We start from the raw sequence: 16,183 nt of genomic DNA on the forward strand, positions 1-16,183 counted from the left end.
AACCACGCGCATGGAGCAGTACGAGCCCGACCCGCTGTCCCCGGCCCAACTGGCGGCCATGCACCGCAGCCTGCGGTACGGCAGGGGGTCCCTGACCCGCCGTTCCCTGCTGCGCGCCTCCACCGGCGGCGCGCTCGCCGTCGGCGGGTTGGGCGCCCTGAGCGCCTGCGGCATCCCCGCGGCAGGCAAGAGCCAGGGCGAGGTCTCGTCCGACGACCACTCGGCCGAGGAGAAGCGGATCACCTTCTCCAACTGGACCGAGTACATGGACGTCGACGAGAAGGACGAGAACAGGCGGCCCACCCTGGAGGCGTTCACGAAACGCACCGGGATCAGCGTCAAGTACACCGAGGACATCAACGACAACGTCGAGTTCTTCGGGAAGATCAAGCCGCAGCTCGCCGCGGGCCAGGAGACCGGACGCGACCTCATCTGCGTCACCGACTGGCTCGCCGCACGGCTGATCCGCTTCGGGTGGGTCCAGAAACTGGACCCGGCCCACCTGCCGCACGCGTACACCAACCTGTCGACCCAGTTCCGCGACCCCGACTGGGACCCGGGCCGGGCCTACTCGTACCCCTGGACCGGCATCTCCACCGTCATCGCGTACAACAAGAAGGCGACCGGCGGGAAGAAGGTCACCTCGGTGTCGCAGCTCCTGGAGGACCCCAAGCTGAAGGGCCGCGTCGGGTTCCTCTCCGAGATGCGCGACACCGTCGGCATGACGCTCATCGACATGGGCAAGGACCCCGCGGACTTCACCGACGACGACTTCGACGCGGCCATCGCCCGCCTCCAGAAGGCCGTTGACAAGAAGCAGGTCCGCCGCTTCACCGGCAACGACTACACCTCCGACCTCGCCAAGGGCGACATCGCCGCCTGTCTCGGCTGGGCCGGTGACATCGTGCAGTTGCAGGCCGACAACCCGGACATCGGCTTCCACATCCCGGACCAGGGCTACATCACGTCCACGGACAACCTGCTCGTCCCCAACAAGGCACGGCACAAGAGCAACGCCGAGCGCCTCATCGACTACTACTACGAGCCGGAGCCCGCGGCGCGCCTCGCGGCGTACATCAACTACGTGTGTCCGGTGGACGGAGTGCGGGACGCGCTCGCGAGGATCGACAAGGACGCCGCGGCCAATCCGCTGATCATCCCTGACGCGGAGATGAAGGCGAAGTCCCGGGCGTTCCGGTCGCTCACGCCCAAAGAAGAGACCGCCTACGAAGAGAAGTTCGCGAGGCTGACCGGCGTGTGACACGGTGCCGCCGCGCCGGGCTGTGGCCGCTAGCAACTGCGGGTCCGTCGTGGCCGGTCGCGCCCACGCGGCGGAGCCGCACATGTAAGAGCCCCGCGCCCCTGACGGGGCGCCTTCGTTCCCCCCGACTTCATCTGGACCCCACCATGACCTCTGCCAAAGAAACCGGCGGCGACGTCCGTCTCACCGGGATCAGCAAGACGTACGGCTCCTTCACCGCCGTGCACCCCCTCGACCTCACCGTGCCGCAGGGCTCCTTCTTCGCGCTGCTCGGCGCCTCCGGCTGCGGCAAGACCACCACGCTGCGCATGATCGCGGGCCTGGAGGAACCCAGCTCCGGCACGGTCCACCTCGGCGACCAGGACGTCACGTCGCTGCCGCCGTACAAGCGGCCCGTGAACACCGTCTTCCAGTCGTACGCGCTCTTCCCGCACCTGGACATCTTCGAGAACGTCGCCTTCGGCCTGCGCCGGCGCGGCATCAAGTCCGTGAAGGGCCAGGTCGGCGAGATGCTCGACCTCGTCCAGCTCGGCGAGCAGGCCCGCAAGAAGCCGCACCAGCTCTCCGGGGGCCAGCAGCAGCGCGTCGCCGTGGCCCGCGCGCTCATCAACCACCCCAAGGTGCTCCTCCTCGACGAGCCGCTGGGCGCCCTCGACCTCAAGCTGCGCCGCCAGATGCAGCTGGAGCTGAAGCGCATCCAGACCGAGGTCGGCATCACCTTCGTGCACGTCACGCACGACCAGGAGGAGGCCATGACGATGGCCGACACCGTGGCCGTGATGAACGGCGGCCGCGTCGAACAGCTCGGCGCCCCGGCCGACCTCTACGAGAACCCGCGCACCACGTTCGTCGCCAACTTCCTCGGCACCTCCAACTTCATCGAGGCGGAGGTCGCCGCGACGAGCGGCGACGACCTCGTCGTGAAGGCCGGCGACTGCAAGCTGACGCTGCCCGCCGCCCGATGTACCGGCCCCACCGCCACCGGCGGCAAGGTCCTGGTCGGCGTACGCCCCGAGAAGATCTCCCTCGCGCACGCCGACGACGCGGGGCGGATTCCCGAGGGGCGCAACCGCATCACGGGCCGGATCGCCGACAGCAGCTTCATCGGCGTCTCCACGCAGTACGTGGTGCACAGCCCGGTCTGCCCCTCCTTCGAGGTGTACGCGCAGAACATCGAGCGCGACGGCCGCCTCACCCCGGGCACCGAGGTGGTCCTGCACTGGAACCCCGCGCACACCTTCGCCCTCGACGCCGCCCAGGACATCGAGGCGGGCGCCTCCAAGGTCGAGGAGGACGCCTCCGCATGACGACGACCCTCACCGAGGCGCCCCCCACGAAAGAGCCCGAGGACCCCGCGCCCCGAAAGCCCCGCAAACGGGGCCGCCTCGTCCCCTACTGGCTGCTGCTGCCCGGCCTGCTCTGGCTGGTCGTCTTCTTCGCGCTGCCGCTGGTCTACCAGGCCTCGACGTCCGTCCAGACCGGGTCGCTCGAAGAGGGCTTCAAGGTCACCTGGCACTTCGCCACCTACTGGGACGCGCTCACCGCCTACTGGCCGCAGTTCCTGCGCTCGGTGCTCTACGCGGGCGCCGCCACGGTCCTGTGCCTGCTGCTCGGCTACCCGCTCGCGTACCTGATCGCGTTCCGCGCGGGCCGCTGGCGCAACATCATCCTCGTCCTGGTCATCGCGCCGTTCTTCACCAGCTTCCTCATCCGTACGCTGGCGTGGAAGACGATCCTCGCGGACGGCGGCCCCGTCGTCGGCGCCCTCAACTCGCTGCACGTCCTGGACGTCACCAGCTGGCTCGGCGTCACGGCGGACGACCGGGTCCTCGCGACGCCGCTCGCGGTGATCTGCGGACTCACGTACAACTTCCTGCCGTTCATGATCCTGCCGCTCTACACCTCGCTGGAGCGCATCGACGGGCGGCTCCACGAGGCCGCCGGCGACCTCTACGCCAAACCGTCCACCACCTTCCGCAAGGTGACGTTCCCGCTCTCCATGCCGGGCGTCGTCTCCGGCACGCTGCTGACCTTCATCCCGGCGGCGGGCGACTACGTCAACGCGGACCTGCTCGGCTCGACCGACACCCGCATGGTCGGCAATGTCATCCAGACGCAGTTCCTGCGCGTCCTGGACTACCCGACGGCGGCGGCACTCTCCTTCATCCTCATGGCCGCCATCCTTTTCATGGTGACCTTCTACATCCGCAAGTCGGGGACGGAGGATTTGGTCTGATGGCCTTTGTACGTTGGCTGCGGCGCCATCTCGTCGTCATCGCGGGCCTGCTGACGCTCGCTTATCTGCTCCTGCCGAACATCGTCGTGACCGTCTTCTCCTTCAACAAGCCGAAGGGGCGCTTCAATTACTCCTGGCAGGAGTTCTCGACCGACGCCTGGAAGGACCCGTGCGGCGTCGCCGACATGTGCGGGTCGCTCTCGCTGAGTCTCCAGATCGCCGCCTGGGCGACGATCGGCGCGACCGTGCTCGGCACGATGATCGCCTTCGCGCTGGTGCGCTACCGCTTCCGGGCACGCGGCGCCGTGAACTCGCTGATCTTCCTGCCGATGGCGATGCCCGAGGTCGTCATGGCCGCCTCGCTGCTCACGCTCTTCCTCAACATGGGCGCCCAGCTGGGCTTCTGGACGGTCCTCATCGCCCACATCATGTTCTGCCTCAGCTTCGTGGTGACCGCCGTCAAGGCGCGCGTCATGTCGATGGACCCCCGCCTGGAACAGGCCGCCCAGGACCTCTACGCCGGTCCCGTGCAGACCTTCCTGCGGGTCACGCTGCCGATCGCCGCACCGGGCATCGCGGCGGGCGCGCTGCTCGCCTTCGCGCTCTCCTTCGACGACTTCATCATCACGAATTTCAACGCGGGCTCGACCGTGACATTCCCCATGTTCGTCTGGGGATCGGCACAGCGGGGCACGCCCGTTCAGATCAATGTGATCGGTACGGCGATGTTCCTCGTCGCGGTGCTGCTCGTACTCGCCGGAATGCTCATCGGAAAGCGCCGCAACAAGCAGGCGAAATAGAATCACCGCTCGCCGCGCAGCGCTTCTACTGTCTCTGAAGGAGTGGAAATCATGGCCCCTAGCGCCATGACCCGTTGGACCAAGTCCCTCTCCGACGCCCAGCCGGTCTCGTACTGGCTGGACGACCCGGGCAGGCCCGCCCCCGAGCCCGCCCTCACCGGCGACGACCGCTGCGACCTCCTCGTCGTCGGCGGCGGCTACAGCGGCCTGTGGACCGCGCTCATCGCCAAGGAGCGCGACCCGCGGCGCGACGTCGTCCTCGTCGAGGGCCGCGAGGCGGGCTGGGCCGCCTCCGGCCGCAACGGCGGCTTCTGCGCCGCCTCCCTCACCCACGGCGTCGCCAACGGCCTGTCCCGCTGGCCCGGCGAGATCGAGAAACTGGAGGAGCTGGGCGCCCGCAACCTCGACGAGATCGAGGCGGCCGTCAAGCGCTACGCCATCGACTGCGACTTCGAGCGCACCGGCGAGATCGACGTCGCCACCGCCCCGCACCAGGTCGCCGAGTTGCGCGAGATGTACGAGGAGATGGCGGCCCACGGCCTCGCCGGAAGCGCGCGGCTCCTCGACGCGGACGCCGTACGCGAGCAGGTCGACTCGCCCACCTTCCTCGGCGGCCTCTGGGACCGCGACGGCGTCGCCATGCTGCACCCGGCGAAGCTGGCGTGGGGCCTGAAGCGGGCCTGCCTGGAGCAGGGCGTACGCATCTACGAGCACACGCCCGCCCTGGAGCTGGCCTCCGCCGGCGCCGGGATGGCCGTCCGCACGCCGTACGGCCGGGTCTTCGCCCGCCAGGTGGCGCTCGCCACGAACATCTTCCCGTCGCTGGTCAAGCGCGTCCGCGCGTACACCGTGCCGGTCTACGACTACGCGCTGATGACCGAGCCGCTGAGCGACGACCAGCTCGCCGCGATCGGCTGGCAGAACCGGCAGGGGCTCGGCGACAGCGCCAACCAGTTCCACTACTTCCGGCTCTCCGCAGACAACCGCATCCTGTGGGGCGGTTACGACGCGATCTACCCGTTCGGCGGAAAGGTCCGCGCCGAGTACGACCACCGCCCCGAGACGTACGCGAAGCTCGCCGGGCACTTCTTCACCTGCTTCCCGCAGCTGGAGGGGGTCCGCTTCACGCACGCGTGGGGCGGTGCGATCGACACGTGCTCGCGCTTCTCGGCGTTCTTCGGCACGGCGCACAAGGGCCGCGTCGCCTACGCGGCCGGGTACACCGGGCTCGGTGTCGGGGCCACGCGGTTCGGTGCCGACGTCATGCTGGACCTGCTCTCCGGGGAGCGCACCGAGCGGACAAGCCTGGAGATGGTCCGCACGAAGCCGCTGCCCTTCCCGCCGGAGCCGTTCGCATGGACGGGCGTCGCACTGACGAAGTGGTCCCTCGCCCGGTCGGACGCCAACGGTGGCAGGCGGAACCTCTGGCTGAAGACGATGGACAAGCTGGGCCTCGGCTTCGACAGCTGAACCGGCGTACGCCCCCGCCGCCCGCCGTGCCGCCGCACCACCGCCAGGTGGCCGAACCCACGTAATGCCCGGGCCCCGGACCCCTCTCACCTGTGACACGCACAGTCGTTACACGGGAAAAAGGAGGTCCAGCCAATGACAGGCACGGGTGGCTCGGGTGACACGGGCGGCATGGGCGGCACGAGAGGCGCGGGCGACCGCGGGGCGAAGTCGGCGGTCGAATGGCTCGTGTCGGTGGCGCCGGACCCGGACGCCTGCCGCTGGGAGTGGGAGCGCAACCCGTTCGGGGTCGCGCTCCTGCCCGCGGGCCGCCGCTGGGACGTGCTGATCCTCCCCGGCGACCTCGGCTGTCCCACGCTGGAGGTGCTGTCCCGCTGCGTCGACCGCCCAGGGCCGGTACTCGCCGACTTCGGGGACGCGCGCACGGGCTTCTTCGTGCCCGCGGGCACGGCCGCCCGCTGGCTGGGCACAGGCGTACGCGGCGCCGGCCGCGGCACCTGGATCGTCGTGCCCTACCCCGGGCGGGGGAACGGCGGCGTCCGCTGGCTGGTCCCCCCGGACGGCCACGGCACCCTGACCGACCCGGCGCTGCTCGAACTGGCCATGCACGAGGCGGCGGCGGGGCTGGCCCGGGAGGCCGAGGAGTGACCTCGGGGCCCATGGCGCACGCCCGGGGGAGAGGGCCGGGGTCCGCTACTGGCGGCCGTACCGCCCGGCCACGGCCGTCACGGCCGCCAGCAGCATCCCGCACAGCAGCCAGGAAGCGGCCACGTCCAGCGGCCAGTGATACCCCCGCCGCACGAGCCCGAAGCCGACGGCCGCGTTCACCAGGAGGCAGCCGATGAGCAGTGCCCGACGGCCGTACGCGCGGCGCAGCAGCGGCAGCATCAGCAGCGCGGCCGCTCCATAGGCGACGGCGGCCGTCGCCGTGTGCCCCGAGGGATAGAAGCCGTCGTGCCCGGCCATGCCCGGCGGCCCCGGCCGGGCCACGGCTGCCTTGAGCGGCACGACGAGCGCGGGCACCGCGGCCATGGCGAGGGCCCCGGCCAGCGGGGCGAGCCACCAGCGGAACACCCCGGCCCGGCGGCCGTACCAGGCGGCGTACGCGAGGACGGCCCCGAGCACGGGCAGGGCGACACCGGGGTTGCCGAGGTCGGCGAGGAACTCGGCGGCGCGCTCCGGGAAGGCGGCGTCGGCGGTCGCCCGCCCCGCGCGCTCGTCGAGGCGGCGCAGCGGTCCGTCGGCGACGACCTGCCAGGTGAGGAGCGCGAACAGCAGCGCGCACAGGGAGAGGCACAGGGACAGCGGGCGGGAAAGGGGCGGCCGCCTCGGAACAGGGGGTGGTTCCGAGGCGGCCGAAGGGACCGGGTCGCCGCGCGCCCCGGGGGGTTTGGGGCGGGCGGCCATCCGATCGGTGAGGAGTTCCGGAGCCGGAAGCTCCGGGTGCGTGCGCGAAGGCACGGCCAGGACGGGGCTGGGGAGGCTCCGCCCTGGTGTCGCCCACAGTCCCCTGTGAGCGGGGTGTCTCTCTCATCTGCGGAAACCGTACGGCAAAGCGGTGGCGGGCCGACAGGCACATCGGCAACCCGTCATGGGGCCCGCACACCTTCTTCACACGCTCCCACGGTCACTCCGCGGGGCCTCGGCGGGCTCAGACGCCCGCGAAGGCGCCCTCGATGATGTCCAGGCCCTCGTTCAGCAGGTCGTCGCCGATGACCAGCGGCGGCAGGAAGCGCAGGACGTTGCCGTACGTACCGCAGGTCAGGACCAGCAGGCCCTCCGCGTGGCAGGCCTTGGCCAGGGCCGCGGTGGCCTCCGGGTTCGGCTCCTTGGTCGTACGGTCCTTGACCAGCTCGATGGCGATCATCGCGCCGCGGCCCCGGATGTCGCCGATGATGTCGAACTTCTCGGCCATGGCGCCCAGGCGGGCCTTCATCGTGGACTCGATCTCCTTCGCCTTGGCGTTGAGGTCGAGCTCCTTCATCGTCTCGATGGAGCCGAGCGCACCGGCGCAGGCCACCGGGTTGCCGCCGTAGGTGCCGCCGAGGCCGCCCGCGTGCGCGGCGTCCATGATCTCGGCGCGGCCCGTGACGGCGGCGAGCGGCAGGCCGCCCGCGATGCCCTTGGCGGTGGTGATCAGGTCGGGGACGATGCCCTCGTCCTCACAGGCGAACCACTGGCCGGTGCGGCAGAAGCCGGACTGGATCTCGTCGGCCACGAAGACGATGCCGTTGTCGTTGGCGAACTTCACGATCTCGGGCAGGAAGCCCTTCGCGGGCTCGATGAAGCCGCCCTCGCCGAGCACCGGCTCGATGATGATCGCGGCGACGTTCTCCGCGCCGACCTGCTTGGTGATCTGGTCGATGGCCTGCTTGGCGGCCTCCGGACCGGCGTTCTCGGCGCCGGTCGGCCAGCGGTAGCCGTAGGCGACCGGGACGCGGTAGACCTCGGGGGCGAACGGACCGAAGCCGTGCTTGTACGGCATGTTCTTGGCGGTCAGCGCCATCGTGAGGTTCGTACGGCCGTGGTAGCCGTGGTCGAAGACGACGACGGCCTGGCGCTTGGTGTACGCGCGGGCGATCTTGACGGCGTTCTCGACGGCTTCGGCACCGGAGTTGAACAGCGCCGACTTCTTCTCGTGGTCGCCCGGCGTCAGCTCGGCGAGCGCCTCGGCGACGGCCACGTAACCCTCGTAGGGCGTGACCATGAAGCAGGTGTGCGTGAAGTCCTGGAGCTGGGCGGAGGCCCGGCGCACCACGGCCTCGGCGGAGGCGCCGACCGACGTCACGGCGATGCCGGAACCGAAGTCGATCAGGCGGTTGCCGTCGACGTCCTCGATGATGCCGCCGCCCGCGCGCGCGGTGAAGACGGGCAGCACGGAGCCCACGCCACCGGCCACCACGGCGGTGCGGCGGGCCTGCAGCTCCTGCGACTTCGGGCCGGGGATGGCGGTGACGAGGCGACGCTCCTGCGGAACTGCGCTCATGGGGGACTCCTGGGGGTGGGGTCTTGGGTGGATCGGTGACCGGGGGACGCCGACCGGTCACGCGGAGCGTCCGGGACGCCGTCTTCCGGGCGTATCTCTGCTTTCTTCGCAGGTTAGGGGTGGGGCAGGGGCGCGGGCATGCTCCATGGGGGAGTTGTTCGGCGCGGCGGTTGTCCGTGATGGACATAGCAAGGGCCCCCGGCCGCCCGGTGGGGGCGCCATCGGGCAGGAACCGAGAAGCGCGGCCCGCGCCCCCTGCCTAGCCTGATCGTCATGGACCTCACCATCCACACCACGGCCCTCCCGCACGACGACCCGGACGCCTCCCTCGCCTTCTACCGCGACACCCTCGGCATGGAAGTCCGCAGCGACGTGGGGCAGGGCAGGATGCGCTGGATCACCGTCGGCCCCGCCGGGCAGCCCGGCACGTCCATCCTTTTGGCGCCGCCCGCCGTCGACCCGGGCATCACCGAGGACGAGCGGCGCACCATCGCCGAGATGATGGCCAAGGGCACCTACGGCTGGATTCTGCTGGCCACCCGGGACCTCGACGCCACCTTCGAGAAGGTCCGGGCGAGCGGCGCCGAGGTCGCCCAGGAACCGACCGAGCAGCCGTACGGCATCCGGGACTGCGCCTTCCGCGATCCCGCCGGCAACCTGATCCGCATCCAGGAACTCCGCTGAGCCGCACCCACAACGAAGGAGTTCCCTCATGTGCCACCCCTCGTGGAGCCGCGCACGCGCCACCGCGCACCGCCTGGGCCTCCTCGCGCGACTGCGCCGCGTACGCGACCGGATCGACCGGGAGTACGCCCGGCCGCTGGACGTCGTGGCGCTCGCCCGCGACGCGCATCTGACCGCCGGGGAACTCGGCCACCAGTTCCGGCTGGCCTACGGGCTGTCGCCCCACGCGTACGTCATGGCGCGCCGTGCCGAACGGGCGGCGGCGGCGACGGCCGGGCGGCGAGTCCCGGCCATCGAGCCGCAACCGTCGTGACGGAGCCGGGCGCGTAGCCGGTGAACTCCCCTTGCCCTGGCGCTAGATTGGCCCGCGAACCAGGAGAGCGGCAGGCCAGGGGGCAAGAATCATGGATTCCGACGGTACGCAGGACGTGCACGGCACGCATGTGACTCCCGTGCCGCGGCGGCCGGACAGCCTCCCGGCCCCGCCCCTCGCCCCGCCGCCCGCGCCGCCCGCGCCGCCCGCGCCGTCCGCGGCTCCGCCGGTACCGCGCCGGCCCCCCGAGGCCGCCTCGGACGTCGCCGACTGGCTGGACGCGCCGCGCCCGGCGGCCGCCCCCGGGGTCTGGCGGTTCAGGTACGTCCCGCCGCCCCCCGAGGAGGACGGGCGCCGCATGGACCGCGCGCTGCTGGCCGGGCTGACGGTCACGCTGGTGCTCGGGCTGTTCCTCTGGGCCCTGTACCGACAGGACGGCCTGCCCTACCGGACGGAGCTGATCAGGCTGTTCGTGCCGGACGACTGGTTGTTCCAGGGCACCCTCCGGCCGACGAAGTGGCAGGGGGCGGAAGCCCTCCAGGTCGTCGGCGGCGCGTTCTTCGGGCTGCTGGTGTACGGCCTCGGCCGCCTCGGCAACTGGTCCGAGGCGCTGCGGCACGTGATCGCCCGGCAGCGGCAGCCCGTACGCGCCCTCCGCGCCGCGCTCGGCGCGCTGATCGTGCTGATGTTCGTATGGCCCGAGGCCTTCCCGCTCGTCTCCTGGGACGCGCTGCCCGTCGTCACCCCCCTGATGTCGCTGATCGTGCTCTGCTCCGGCGGCTACGAGATCTTCGAGAACGAGTTCGTCACGTACGGCCTGTACACACTGATCACCGTGGCGGCCGTATGGCCGTTCGCCCGGCTCGGCGACTGGTGGGGCCTCGCACGCACGTACCTCGCCCGGCCGCGGCACGACCCGCGGCTGCCTCCGCCCCCTCCCGCCCCCGCCCCGACGAGCCGGAGCCACTGGCCCGAGCTGCGGGGAGCGGGCCGGCACGAGGCGGCCGACGTGCTCGCCGCCGAGGTGCTCGGCGGCCGGATGAACGACGTGGACTGCGTCCGGGTGCGCCGCGAGTGGACCGTGGCGCAGCAGCACCCCGACCGGCTCGCCTCGTTCACCGCGACGGTGCTCCGCCAGGGCGGGGCGGCGTGGACGCACCCCTCGGGCGCGAGGGACCTGCCGTCCCGCCTCGCCCGCCACGACCTGCTCGTGGGCCAGGTCAGGATCGGGCGGTGCGCCGCCGAGGCCCGCAACCCCTGGGAGCGCCGCGGCGTGGGCCTCGCCCTGGACCCCGCCGTGCTGGGCACCTCGCTGCTGGCGGTCGGCCCCTCCGGCACCGGCAAGACCGAGCGGCTCATCCGGCCCGTGGTGGAGTCCCTCTCCCTCCAGGCGCTCACCGGGAGCTGCGCGGTGGTCGCGGTGTGCGCGGCCGGCACCCCGCTCGGCGCGGACGACGCATACGACGTCGTCGTCAAGCTGGGCGATCCCTCCTCCCCGCACGACCTCGACCTCTACGCGAGCACCACGGACCCCGATGAGGCCGCGTCCTTCCTGGCCGAGGGGCTCGTCGGCGACCTCCCGACCATGGACAGCCGCCGCGCGGCCACCACGCTCGCCCAGGTGCTGGGCCCCTACTGGGCCGCACACGAGCGTTTCCCCTCGGTCCCCGTCCTGCGGGAACTGCTCGAAGGGGTACCGGCGGCCGTGGCGGACCTGCGCCACGCGCTCCGCTCCGAGGAGCACGCCGTGATGCGCCGCGAACTCGACGCGCGCGTGCGCCAGCAGGGCAGTGCCACCGACCCGGGACCGGCCCTCGCCGACCGGCTCGCCCTCCTCGACCGCCCCGCGTTCGCCGACTTCTTCGGCGCGGGCAGCGACAGCCCCTTCTCCCTGCGCGCCGTGGTGCACCACCCGATGCGCGTCCGCGTCGAGCTGCCCGAGCGCGGACACGCGGAGGCGGCACGGCTGATCACCCGTCTCCTCCTCGCCCAGTTCAACGCCGTGGCGCACAGCCGCGGCGACCGTGACCACTTCATCTGCCTGGTGCTCGACGACGCCACCCGCGCCCTCACCCACGAGACGGTCACCGGCATGCAGCGCCTGCGGTCGGTGAAAGCGGGCGTGGTGCTGGCCCTGCGGACGGTGAGCGACGTACCCGAACCGCTGCAAGGACCGCTGTACGCCACCGTCGGCTGCCGTATGGCCTTCGCGGGCATCTCGACCTGGGACGGCCGGCGCTTCGCGGAGGCGTGGGGCAAGGCGTGGATCGAGACCCGGGAGGTCGCCGAGCACGCGGTCTTCGCGGACCAGCCGATGACCCGCGCCCTGCACGCGCTGCGCAAGCTCGTCACCGGCAAGGCGGTGACGCGGGACGCCGTCACCGTCCGCCAGGTCGAGCGCGAGCGCTGGTCGGCGTCGGAGCTGGCGCACGGTGTGCCGCCGGGGCACGCGGTGCTGTCGCTCACCGATGTACGAGGGGAGTACGCGCCGCCGCTGCTGGTGGATCTGCGCGGCTGACGGCGCCCCGCCCCCAGGGCCGGTTCCCGGATGCGACCGGTCTTGTCCACACCGTACGGTGAGGCAGAATCGACACAGGCCGTTCATACGGACCGGCCAAAAGATCCGCTGCCGCAGACCTGAAGGTCCCATGCCGCCCACGCTCGCCTCGCTCGTCCACCACTCCGCGCTCAAGCTGACCGTGCGTGCGGGCGAGGAACGCCTGGACACCCCCGTCCGCTGGGCGCACGCCAGCGAACTCGCCGACCCCGTGCCCTACATGGAGGGCGGCGAACTGCTCCTGATCACCGCGCTCAAACTGGACGCGGAGGACCCGCAGGCCATGCGGCGGTACGTGAAACGGCTCGCGGGCGCCGGCGTCGTGGGCCTCGGCTTCGCCGTCGGCGTCCACTACCCCGACATCCCCAAAGCCCTCCTGGACGCCGCCACCGAAGCGGAGTTCCCGCTCATCGAGGTGCCGCGGCGCACGCCGTTCCTCGCCATCAGCAAGGCCGTCTCCGCCGCCATCGCGGAGGAGCAGTACCGCGCGGTGACCGCCGGCTTCTCCGCCCAGCGCGAGCTGACCAGGCAGGCGCTGAGCGACGGCCCCGAAGGCCTGCTGCTCGCGCTCGCCGGACAGGTCGACGGCTGGGCCGCGCTGTACGACGCGTCCGGCGCCGTCGTCGCCACCGCGCCGGAGTGGGCCGCCCGCCGGGCCGCCCGGCTCACCGCCGACGTCGAACGCCTCCGGGAGCGGCCCGCGCCCGCCAGCTCCGTCGTCGCGGGCGCCGAGGACCGGGTGGAGCTGCACTCGCTCGGCACCGGCCGCAGGCCGCGCGCCGCCCTCGCCGTCGGCACGGCGTCCACCCTCGGCACCGCCGAGCGGTACGCGGTGCACTCAGCGATCGCGCTCCTGACCCTCACCACGGAGCGGTCGCGCGCGCTGCACGCCGCCGAACAGCGGATCGGCGCCGCCGTGCTGCGGATGCTGCTCGCCGGGGAGCCCGACCACGCCCGGACCGTCGCCGGGGACCTCTACGGCAGCCTCCTGGACGCACCCTTCCGGCTCGTCGTCGCCGAGGTGGCCTCCGCGTCGGCGGCCCGGGTGCGGGCGGGCGCGGTGCCCGCCACCGAGGAGAGCGGCGACAAAGCCGGCGCTGCGGGACAGGCAGCGACCCCGGCCCCGGCCGCGGTGCTCGCCGTGGTGGCCGACGCCTCGGGCGGCGGCGATCCGCTCGGCGGCCTCGTGGACGTCGTCGAGGCCGCCGCGGCACGCTCCGGCGAGGCGCTGCTCGTGGTCCCGTACGGAGAGCGGCTGGTGCTGCTCGTGGTGGACGGCGGCGCCGGGGTACGGGCCTGCGCGCAGTACGCCGCGGCGCTGGAGGCCGGGCGGGGCACCGCCGGGCGCGAGGTGCCGGCGTCCGGCGAGGAGGCCGAGCTGGTGATGGGCCTGTCCGCCCCGGCCGGACCGATCGCCGCGGCCACCGCCTACAAGCAGGCCGAGCAGGCGCTGTCCGTCGCGCGGCGGCGCGGCCGGGCCCTGGTCGAACACGAGGAACTGGCCGCCGGTTCGGTGCTGCCGCTGCTCGCGGACGACGCGGTGCGGGCCTTCGCGGACGGCCTGCTGCGCGCCCTGCACGAACACGACGCCACCGGCCGCGGCGACCTCGTCGCCTCGCTCCGCGCGTGGCTCTCCCGCCACGGCCAGTGGGACGCCGCAGCGGCAGACCTCGGCGTCCACCGACACACCCTGCGCTACCGCATGCGCCGCGTGGAAGAAATCCTCGGCCGCTCCCTGGACGACCCGGACGTCCGCATGGAGCTGTGGCTGTCACTGAAGGCAACATCCACAGCGACGGATTGAGCCACGGGGAGCAACCAACGCCGAGCGGAGCGTGGGGGTGCCCCGAAGGGGGGAGCGGGCAACGCCGAGCGGAGGGTGGCGCGCCCCGTAAGGGGCGCGGGGAACTGCGCGCTCAGCCAGGACGCACCCGCACAGGCCGCGCAGCGTTCCGGGCGAAGCCCAGGCCGCCCCGCACGAACTGAACCCGCGGCACGAGGCGCCCCGAAGGGGCGCGGGGAACGGCGCGCCCAGCCACAACGCCCCCGCACAGCCCACGCAGCGTCACCCCCGGGCGAAGCCCAGGCCCCCACGAAACCCCCGCCCCGCACAAAAGCCGCCGCCCCCCGAAACCCCGCCCCATACAAACCGGCGCGAGCCCCCCACCCACTACTCCGCCCCGGACAAACGTCAAGAACTCCACCTCCCCCTACGGTGAAGGACGTACCACGCACCCCCCAGACACACCTCCGCGGAAGGGCCGGGAACTCACATGACTTCCATCCACGCCTTCTGGCTCGCCGGTCGCCAGACCACCGGCGAGACCACGTTCGACGTCACCTCGCCCTGGGACGGGCGGCTCGTCGCCAAGGCGGCCGTCCCGACCGACGCCCAGGTCGAGGAGGCCGTCGCCGCCGCGTACGCCGTCCGCGACGAGTTCGCCGCGACCCCGGCCCACGCCCGCGCCGCCGCCCTCGACCACGTGAGCCGCCGCCTCGTCGAGCGCACGGAGGAGATCGCGCAGCTCATCTCCGCCGAGAACGGCAAGCCGATCAAGTGGGCCCGCGGCGAGGTCGGCCGCGCGGTCTCCGTGTTCCGGTTCGCCGCGGAGGAGGCCCGCCGCTTCAACGGCGGCGAGGCCCAGCGCCTGGACACCGACGCCGGCGGTCAGGGCCGCCTCGCCCTGACCCGCCGCTTCCCCAAGGGCGTCGTCCTCGGCATCGCGCCGTTCAACTTCCCGCTGAACCTCTGCGCGCACAAGGTCGCCCCGGCCATCGCCGTCGGCGCGCCGATCATCCTCAAGCCCGCCCCGGCGACCCCGCTGTCCGGCCTGATCCTCGGCGAGCTGCTCGCCGAGACGGACCTGCCCGCCGGCTCCTGGTCGGTCCTGCCGGTCGCCAACGACAAGATGCCCGCCCTGGTCCAGGACGAGCGCATGCCGGTCATCTCCTTCACCGGCTCCGACAAGGTCGGCTACGCGATCATGGACTCGGTGCCGCGCAAGCACTGCACCCTGGAGCTGGGCGGCAACGGCGCGGCCGTCGTCCTCGGCGACTTCTCCTCGGACGAGGACCTGGACTGGGCCGCCTCGCGCATCGCGACCTTCTCCAACTACCAGGGCGGCCAGTCCTGCATCTCCGTGCAGCGGGTCATCGCCGACGCGTCCGTGTACGACCGGCTGGTGCCGCGCATCGTCGAGGCCGTCGAGGCCCAGGTCACCGGCGACCCCTCCGACCCGAAGACCGACGTCGGCCCGCTGGTCAACGAGGACGCCGCCAAGCGCGTGGAGTCCTGGGTCGACGAGGCCGTCAAGGCAGGCGCGCAGCTGCTCACCGGCGGCAAGCGCGACGGCGCCACCTACGCGCCGACCGTCCTCGCCGACGTACCGGCCGACGTGACCATCGCCTGCGAGGAGGTCTTCGGACCGGTCCTCACCGTCAAGAAGGTGGACGGCGAGGCGGAGGCGTTCGCCGCCGTCAACGACTCCAAGTACGGCCTCCAGGCGGGCGTCTTCACGCACGACCTGCAGACCGCCTTCCGCGCGCACCGCGCCCTGGAGGTCGGCGGCGTGGTCATCGGCGACGCCCCGTCCTACCGCGCCGACCAGATGCCGTACGGCGGCGTCAAGCAGTCCGGCGTGGGCCGTGAGGGCGTCCGCTACGCGATGGACGACTACACCTACGAGCGGGTCATGGTGCTGACGGGCCTCGCCCTGTAAGCGACCGGGTCCCCCGAGGACGAACGGCCGGAGCCCACTGTGCGGGGGCTCCGGCCGTTCTCGTGCGCGAGCCGCCACACTCGTACGAACGCTGCGCGAGGACTGGTGGGACCGGGACGAATGGGGTACCAACGATCCAGTAGCACCAGTCAGTAAC

Annotated in this window: 13 protein-coding genes; 11 read left to right on the forward strand and 2 right to left on the reverse strand. The window is 72.2% G+C overall.

The features are described 5' to 3' along the window. The first annotated feature begins 10 nt into the window (after positions 1-10). From J2N69_RS27080 to J2N69_RS27105, 6 genes are all read left to right on the forward strand, one after another. Positions 11-1,261, forward strand: a complete 1,251-nt coding sequence (locus J2N69_RS27080) for a polyamine ABC transporter substrate-binding protein (protein WP_230903033.1) — start codon at positions 11-13, stop codon at positions 1,259-1,261. Between the two features lie 146 nt (positions 1,262-1,407). Further along, the gene (locus J2N69_RS27085; RefSeq protein WP_230903034.1) at positions 1,408-2,568 is read left to right on the forward strand and encodes an ABC transporter ATP-binding protein; all 1,161 of its coding nucleotides are present in this window, start codon (positions 1,408-1,410) and stop codon (positions 2,566-2,568) included. Then, positions 2,565-3,497, forward strand: coding sequence for an ABC transporter permease (locus J2N69_RS27090; protein WP_230903035.1), 933 nt, complete (start codon positions 2,565-2,567; stop codon positions 3,495-3,497). Before J2N69_RS27085 ends, J2N69_RS27090 begins: the two co-directional genes overlap by 4 nt. After that, positions 3,497-4,297, forward strand: coding sequence for an ABC transporter permease (locus tag J2N69_RS27095; RefSeq protein WP_230903036.1), 801 nt, complete (start codon positions 3,497-3,499; stop codon positions 4,295-4,297). The genes J2N69_RS27090 and J2N69_RS27095 overlap by 1 nt, the downstream gene beginning before the upstream one ends. A 51-nt stretch (positions 4,298-4,348) precedes the next feature. Beyond that, a complete protein-coding gene (locus tag J2N69_RS27100; protein WP_230903037.1) occupies positions 4,349-5,767 on the forward strand; it encodes an NAD(P)/FAD-dependent oxidoreductase in 1,419 nt (472 codons plus the stop codon). 171 nt (positions 5,768-5,938) lie between these two features. After that, positions 5,939-6,415, forward strand: coding sequence for a bifunctional DNA primase/polymerase (locus J2N69_RS27105; RefSeq protein ID WP_230904891.1), 477 nt, complete (start codon positions 5,939-5,941; stop codon positions 6,413-6,415). Positions 6,416-6,460: 45 nt separating this feature from the next. On the opposite strand, the gene J2N69_RS27110 is transcribed toward J2N69_RS27105, so the two are convergent. Next, positions 6,461-7,228 carry a phosphatase PAP2 family protein gene (locus tag J2N69_RS27110; RefSeq protein WP_330166829.1) on the reverse strand — a complete coding sequence of 256 codons (768 nt, stop codon included), beginning with the start codon at positions 7,226-7,228 and terminating at the stop codon, positions 6,461-6,463. A gap of 190 nt (positions 7,229-7,418) precedes the next feature. After that, positions 7,419-8,753 carry a 4-aminobutyrate--2-oxoglutarate transaminase gene (gabT, locus tag J2N69_RS27115; protein ID WP_205040410.1) on the reverse strand — a complete coding sequence of 445 codons (1,335 nt, stop codon included), beginning with the start codon at positions 8,751-8,753 and terminating at the stop codon, positions 7,419-7,421. Positions 8,754-9,026: 273 nt separating this feature from the next. Here gabT and J2N69_RS27120 point away from each other — a divergent pair, with 273 nt between their 5' ends. From J2N69_RS27120 to J2N69_RS27140, 5 genes are all read left to right on the forward strand, one after another. Continuing rightward, a complete protein-coding gene (locus J2N69_RS27120) occupies positions 9,027-9,437 on the forward strand; it encodes a VOC family protein (protein WP_230903038.1) in 411 nt (136 codons plus the stop codon). Positions 9,438-9,465: 28 nt separating this feature from the next. Continuing rightward, positions 9,466-9,750 (forward strand): hypothetical protein, encoded by a 285-nt coding sequence (locus tag J2N69_RS27125; protein WP_330166830.1) that lies wholly within the window; start codon positions 9,466-9,468, stop codon positions 9,748-9,750. A gap of 91 nt (positions 9,751-9,841) precedes the next feature. Then, positions 9,842-12,268, forward strand: a complete 2,427-nt coding sequence (locus J2N69_RS27130) for a type IV secretory system conjugative DNA transfer family protein (RefSeq protein ID WP_230903039.1) — start codon at positions 9,842-9,844, stop codon at positions 12,266-12,268. Between the two features lie 130 nt (positions 12,269-12,398). Then, positions 12,399-14,111 carry a PucR family transcriptional regulator gene (locus tag J2N69_RS27135; RefSeq protein WP_230903040.1) on the forward strand — a complete coding sequence of 571 codons (1,713 nt, stop codon included), beginning with the start codon at positions 12,399-12,401 and terminating at the stop codon, positions 14,109-14,111. Between the two features lie 469 nt (positions 14,112-14,580). Then, positions 14,581-16,026, forward strand: coding sequence for an aldehyde dehydrogenase family protein (locus J2N69_RS27140; RefSeq protein ID WP_230903041.1), 1,446 nt, complete (start codon positions 14,581-14,583; stop codon positions 16,024-16,026). Positions 16,027-16,183 lie beyond the last annotated feature (157 nt).

This window comes from Streptomyces huasconensis (assembly GCF_021028635.1).
GTDB classification, from domain to species: domain Bacteria; phylum Actinomycetota; class Actinomycetes; order Streptomycetales; family Streptomycetaceae; genus Streptomyces; species Streptomyces huasconensis.

Coding starts and splice junctions, on each gene's coding strand:
- J2N69_RS27080 (WP_230903033.1), top strand. CDS start 11: ATGGAGCAGTACGAGCCCGACCCGCTGTCCCCGGCCCAACTGGCGGCC.
- J2N69_RS27085 (WP_230903034.1), top strand. CDS start 1,408: ATGACCTCTGCCAAAGAAACCGGCGGCGACGTCCGTCTCACCGGGATC.
- J2N69_RS27090 (WP_230903035.1), top strand. CDS start 2,565: ATGACGACGACCCTCACCGAGGCGCCCCCCACGAAAGAGCCCGAGGAC.
- J2N69_RS27095 (WP_230903036.1), top strand. CDS start 3,497: ATGGCCTTTGTACGTTGGCTGCGGCGCCATCTCGTCGTCATCGCGGGC.
- J2N69_RS27100 (WP_230903037.1), top strand. CDS start 4,349: ATGGCCCCTAGCGCCATGACCCGTTGGACCAAGTCCCTCTCCGACGCC.
- J2N69_RS27105 (WP_230904891.1), top strand. CDS start 5,939: ATGGGCGGCACGAGAGGCGCGGGCGACCGCGGGGCGAAGTCGGCGGTC.
- gabT (WP_205040410.1), bottom strand. CDS start 8,753: ATGAGCGCAGTTCCGCAGGAGCGTCGCCTCGTCACCGCCATCCCCGGC.
- J2N69_RS27120 (WP_230903038.1), top strand. CDS start 9,027: ATGGACCTCACCATCCACACCACGGCCCTCCCGCACGACGACCCGGAC.
- J2N69_RS27125 (WP_330166830.1), top strand. CDS start 9,466: ATGTGCCACCCCTCGTGGAGCCGCGCACGCGCCACCGCGCACCGCCTG.
- J2N69_RS27130 (WP_230903039.1), top strand. CDS start 9,842: ATGGATTCCGACGGTACGCAGGACGTGCACGGCACGCATGTGACTCCC.
- J2N69_RS27135 (WP_230903040.1), top strand. CDS start 12,399: ATGCCGCCCACGCTCGCCTCGCTCGTCCACCACTCCGCGCTCAAGCTG.
- J2N69_RS27140 (WP_230903041.1), top strand. CDS start 14,581: ATGACTTCCATCCACGCCTTCTGGCTCGCCGGTCGCCAGACCACCGGC.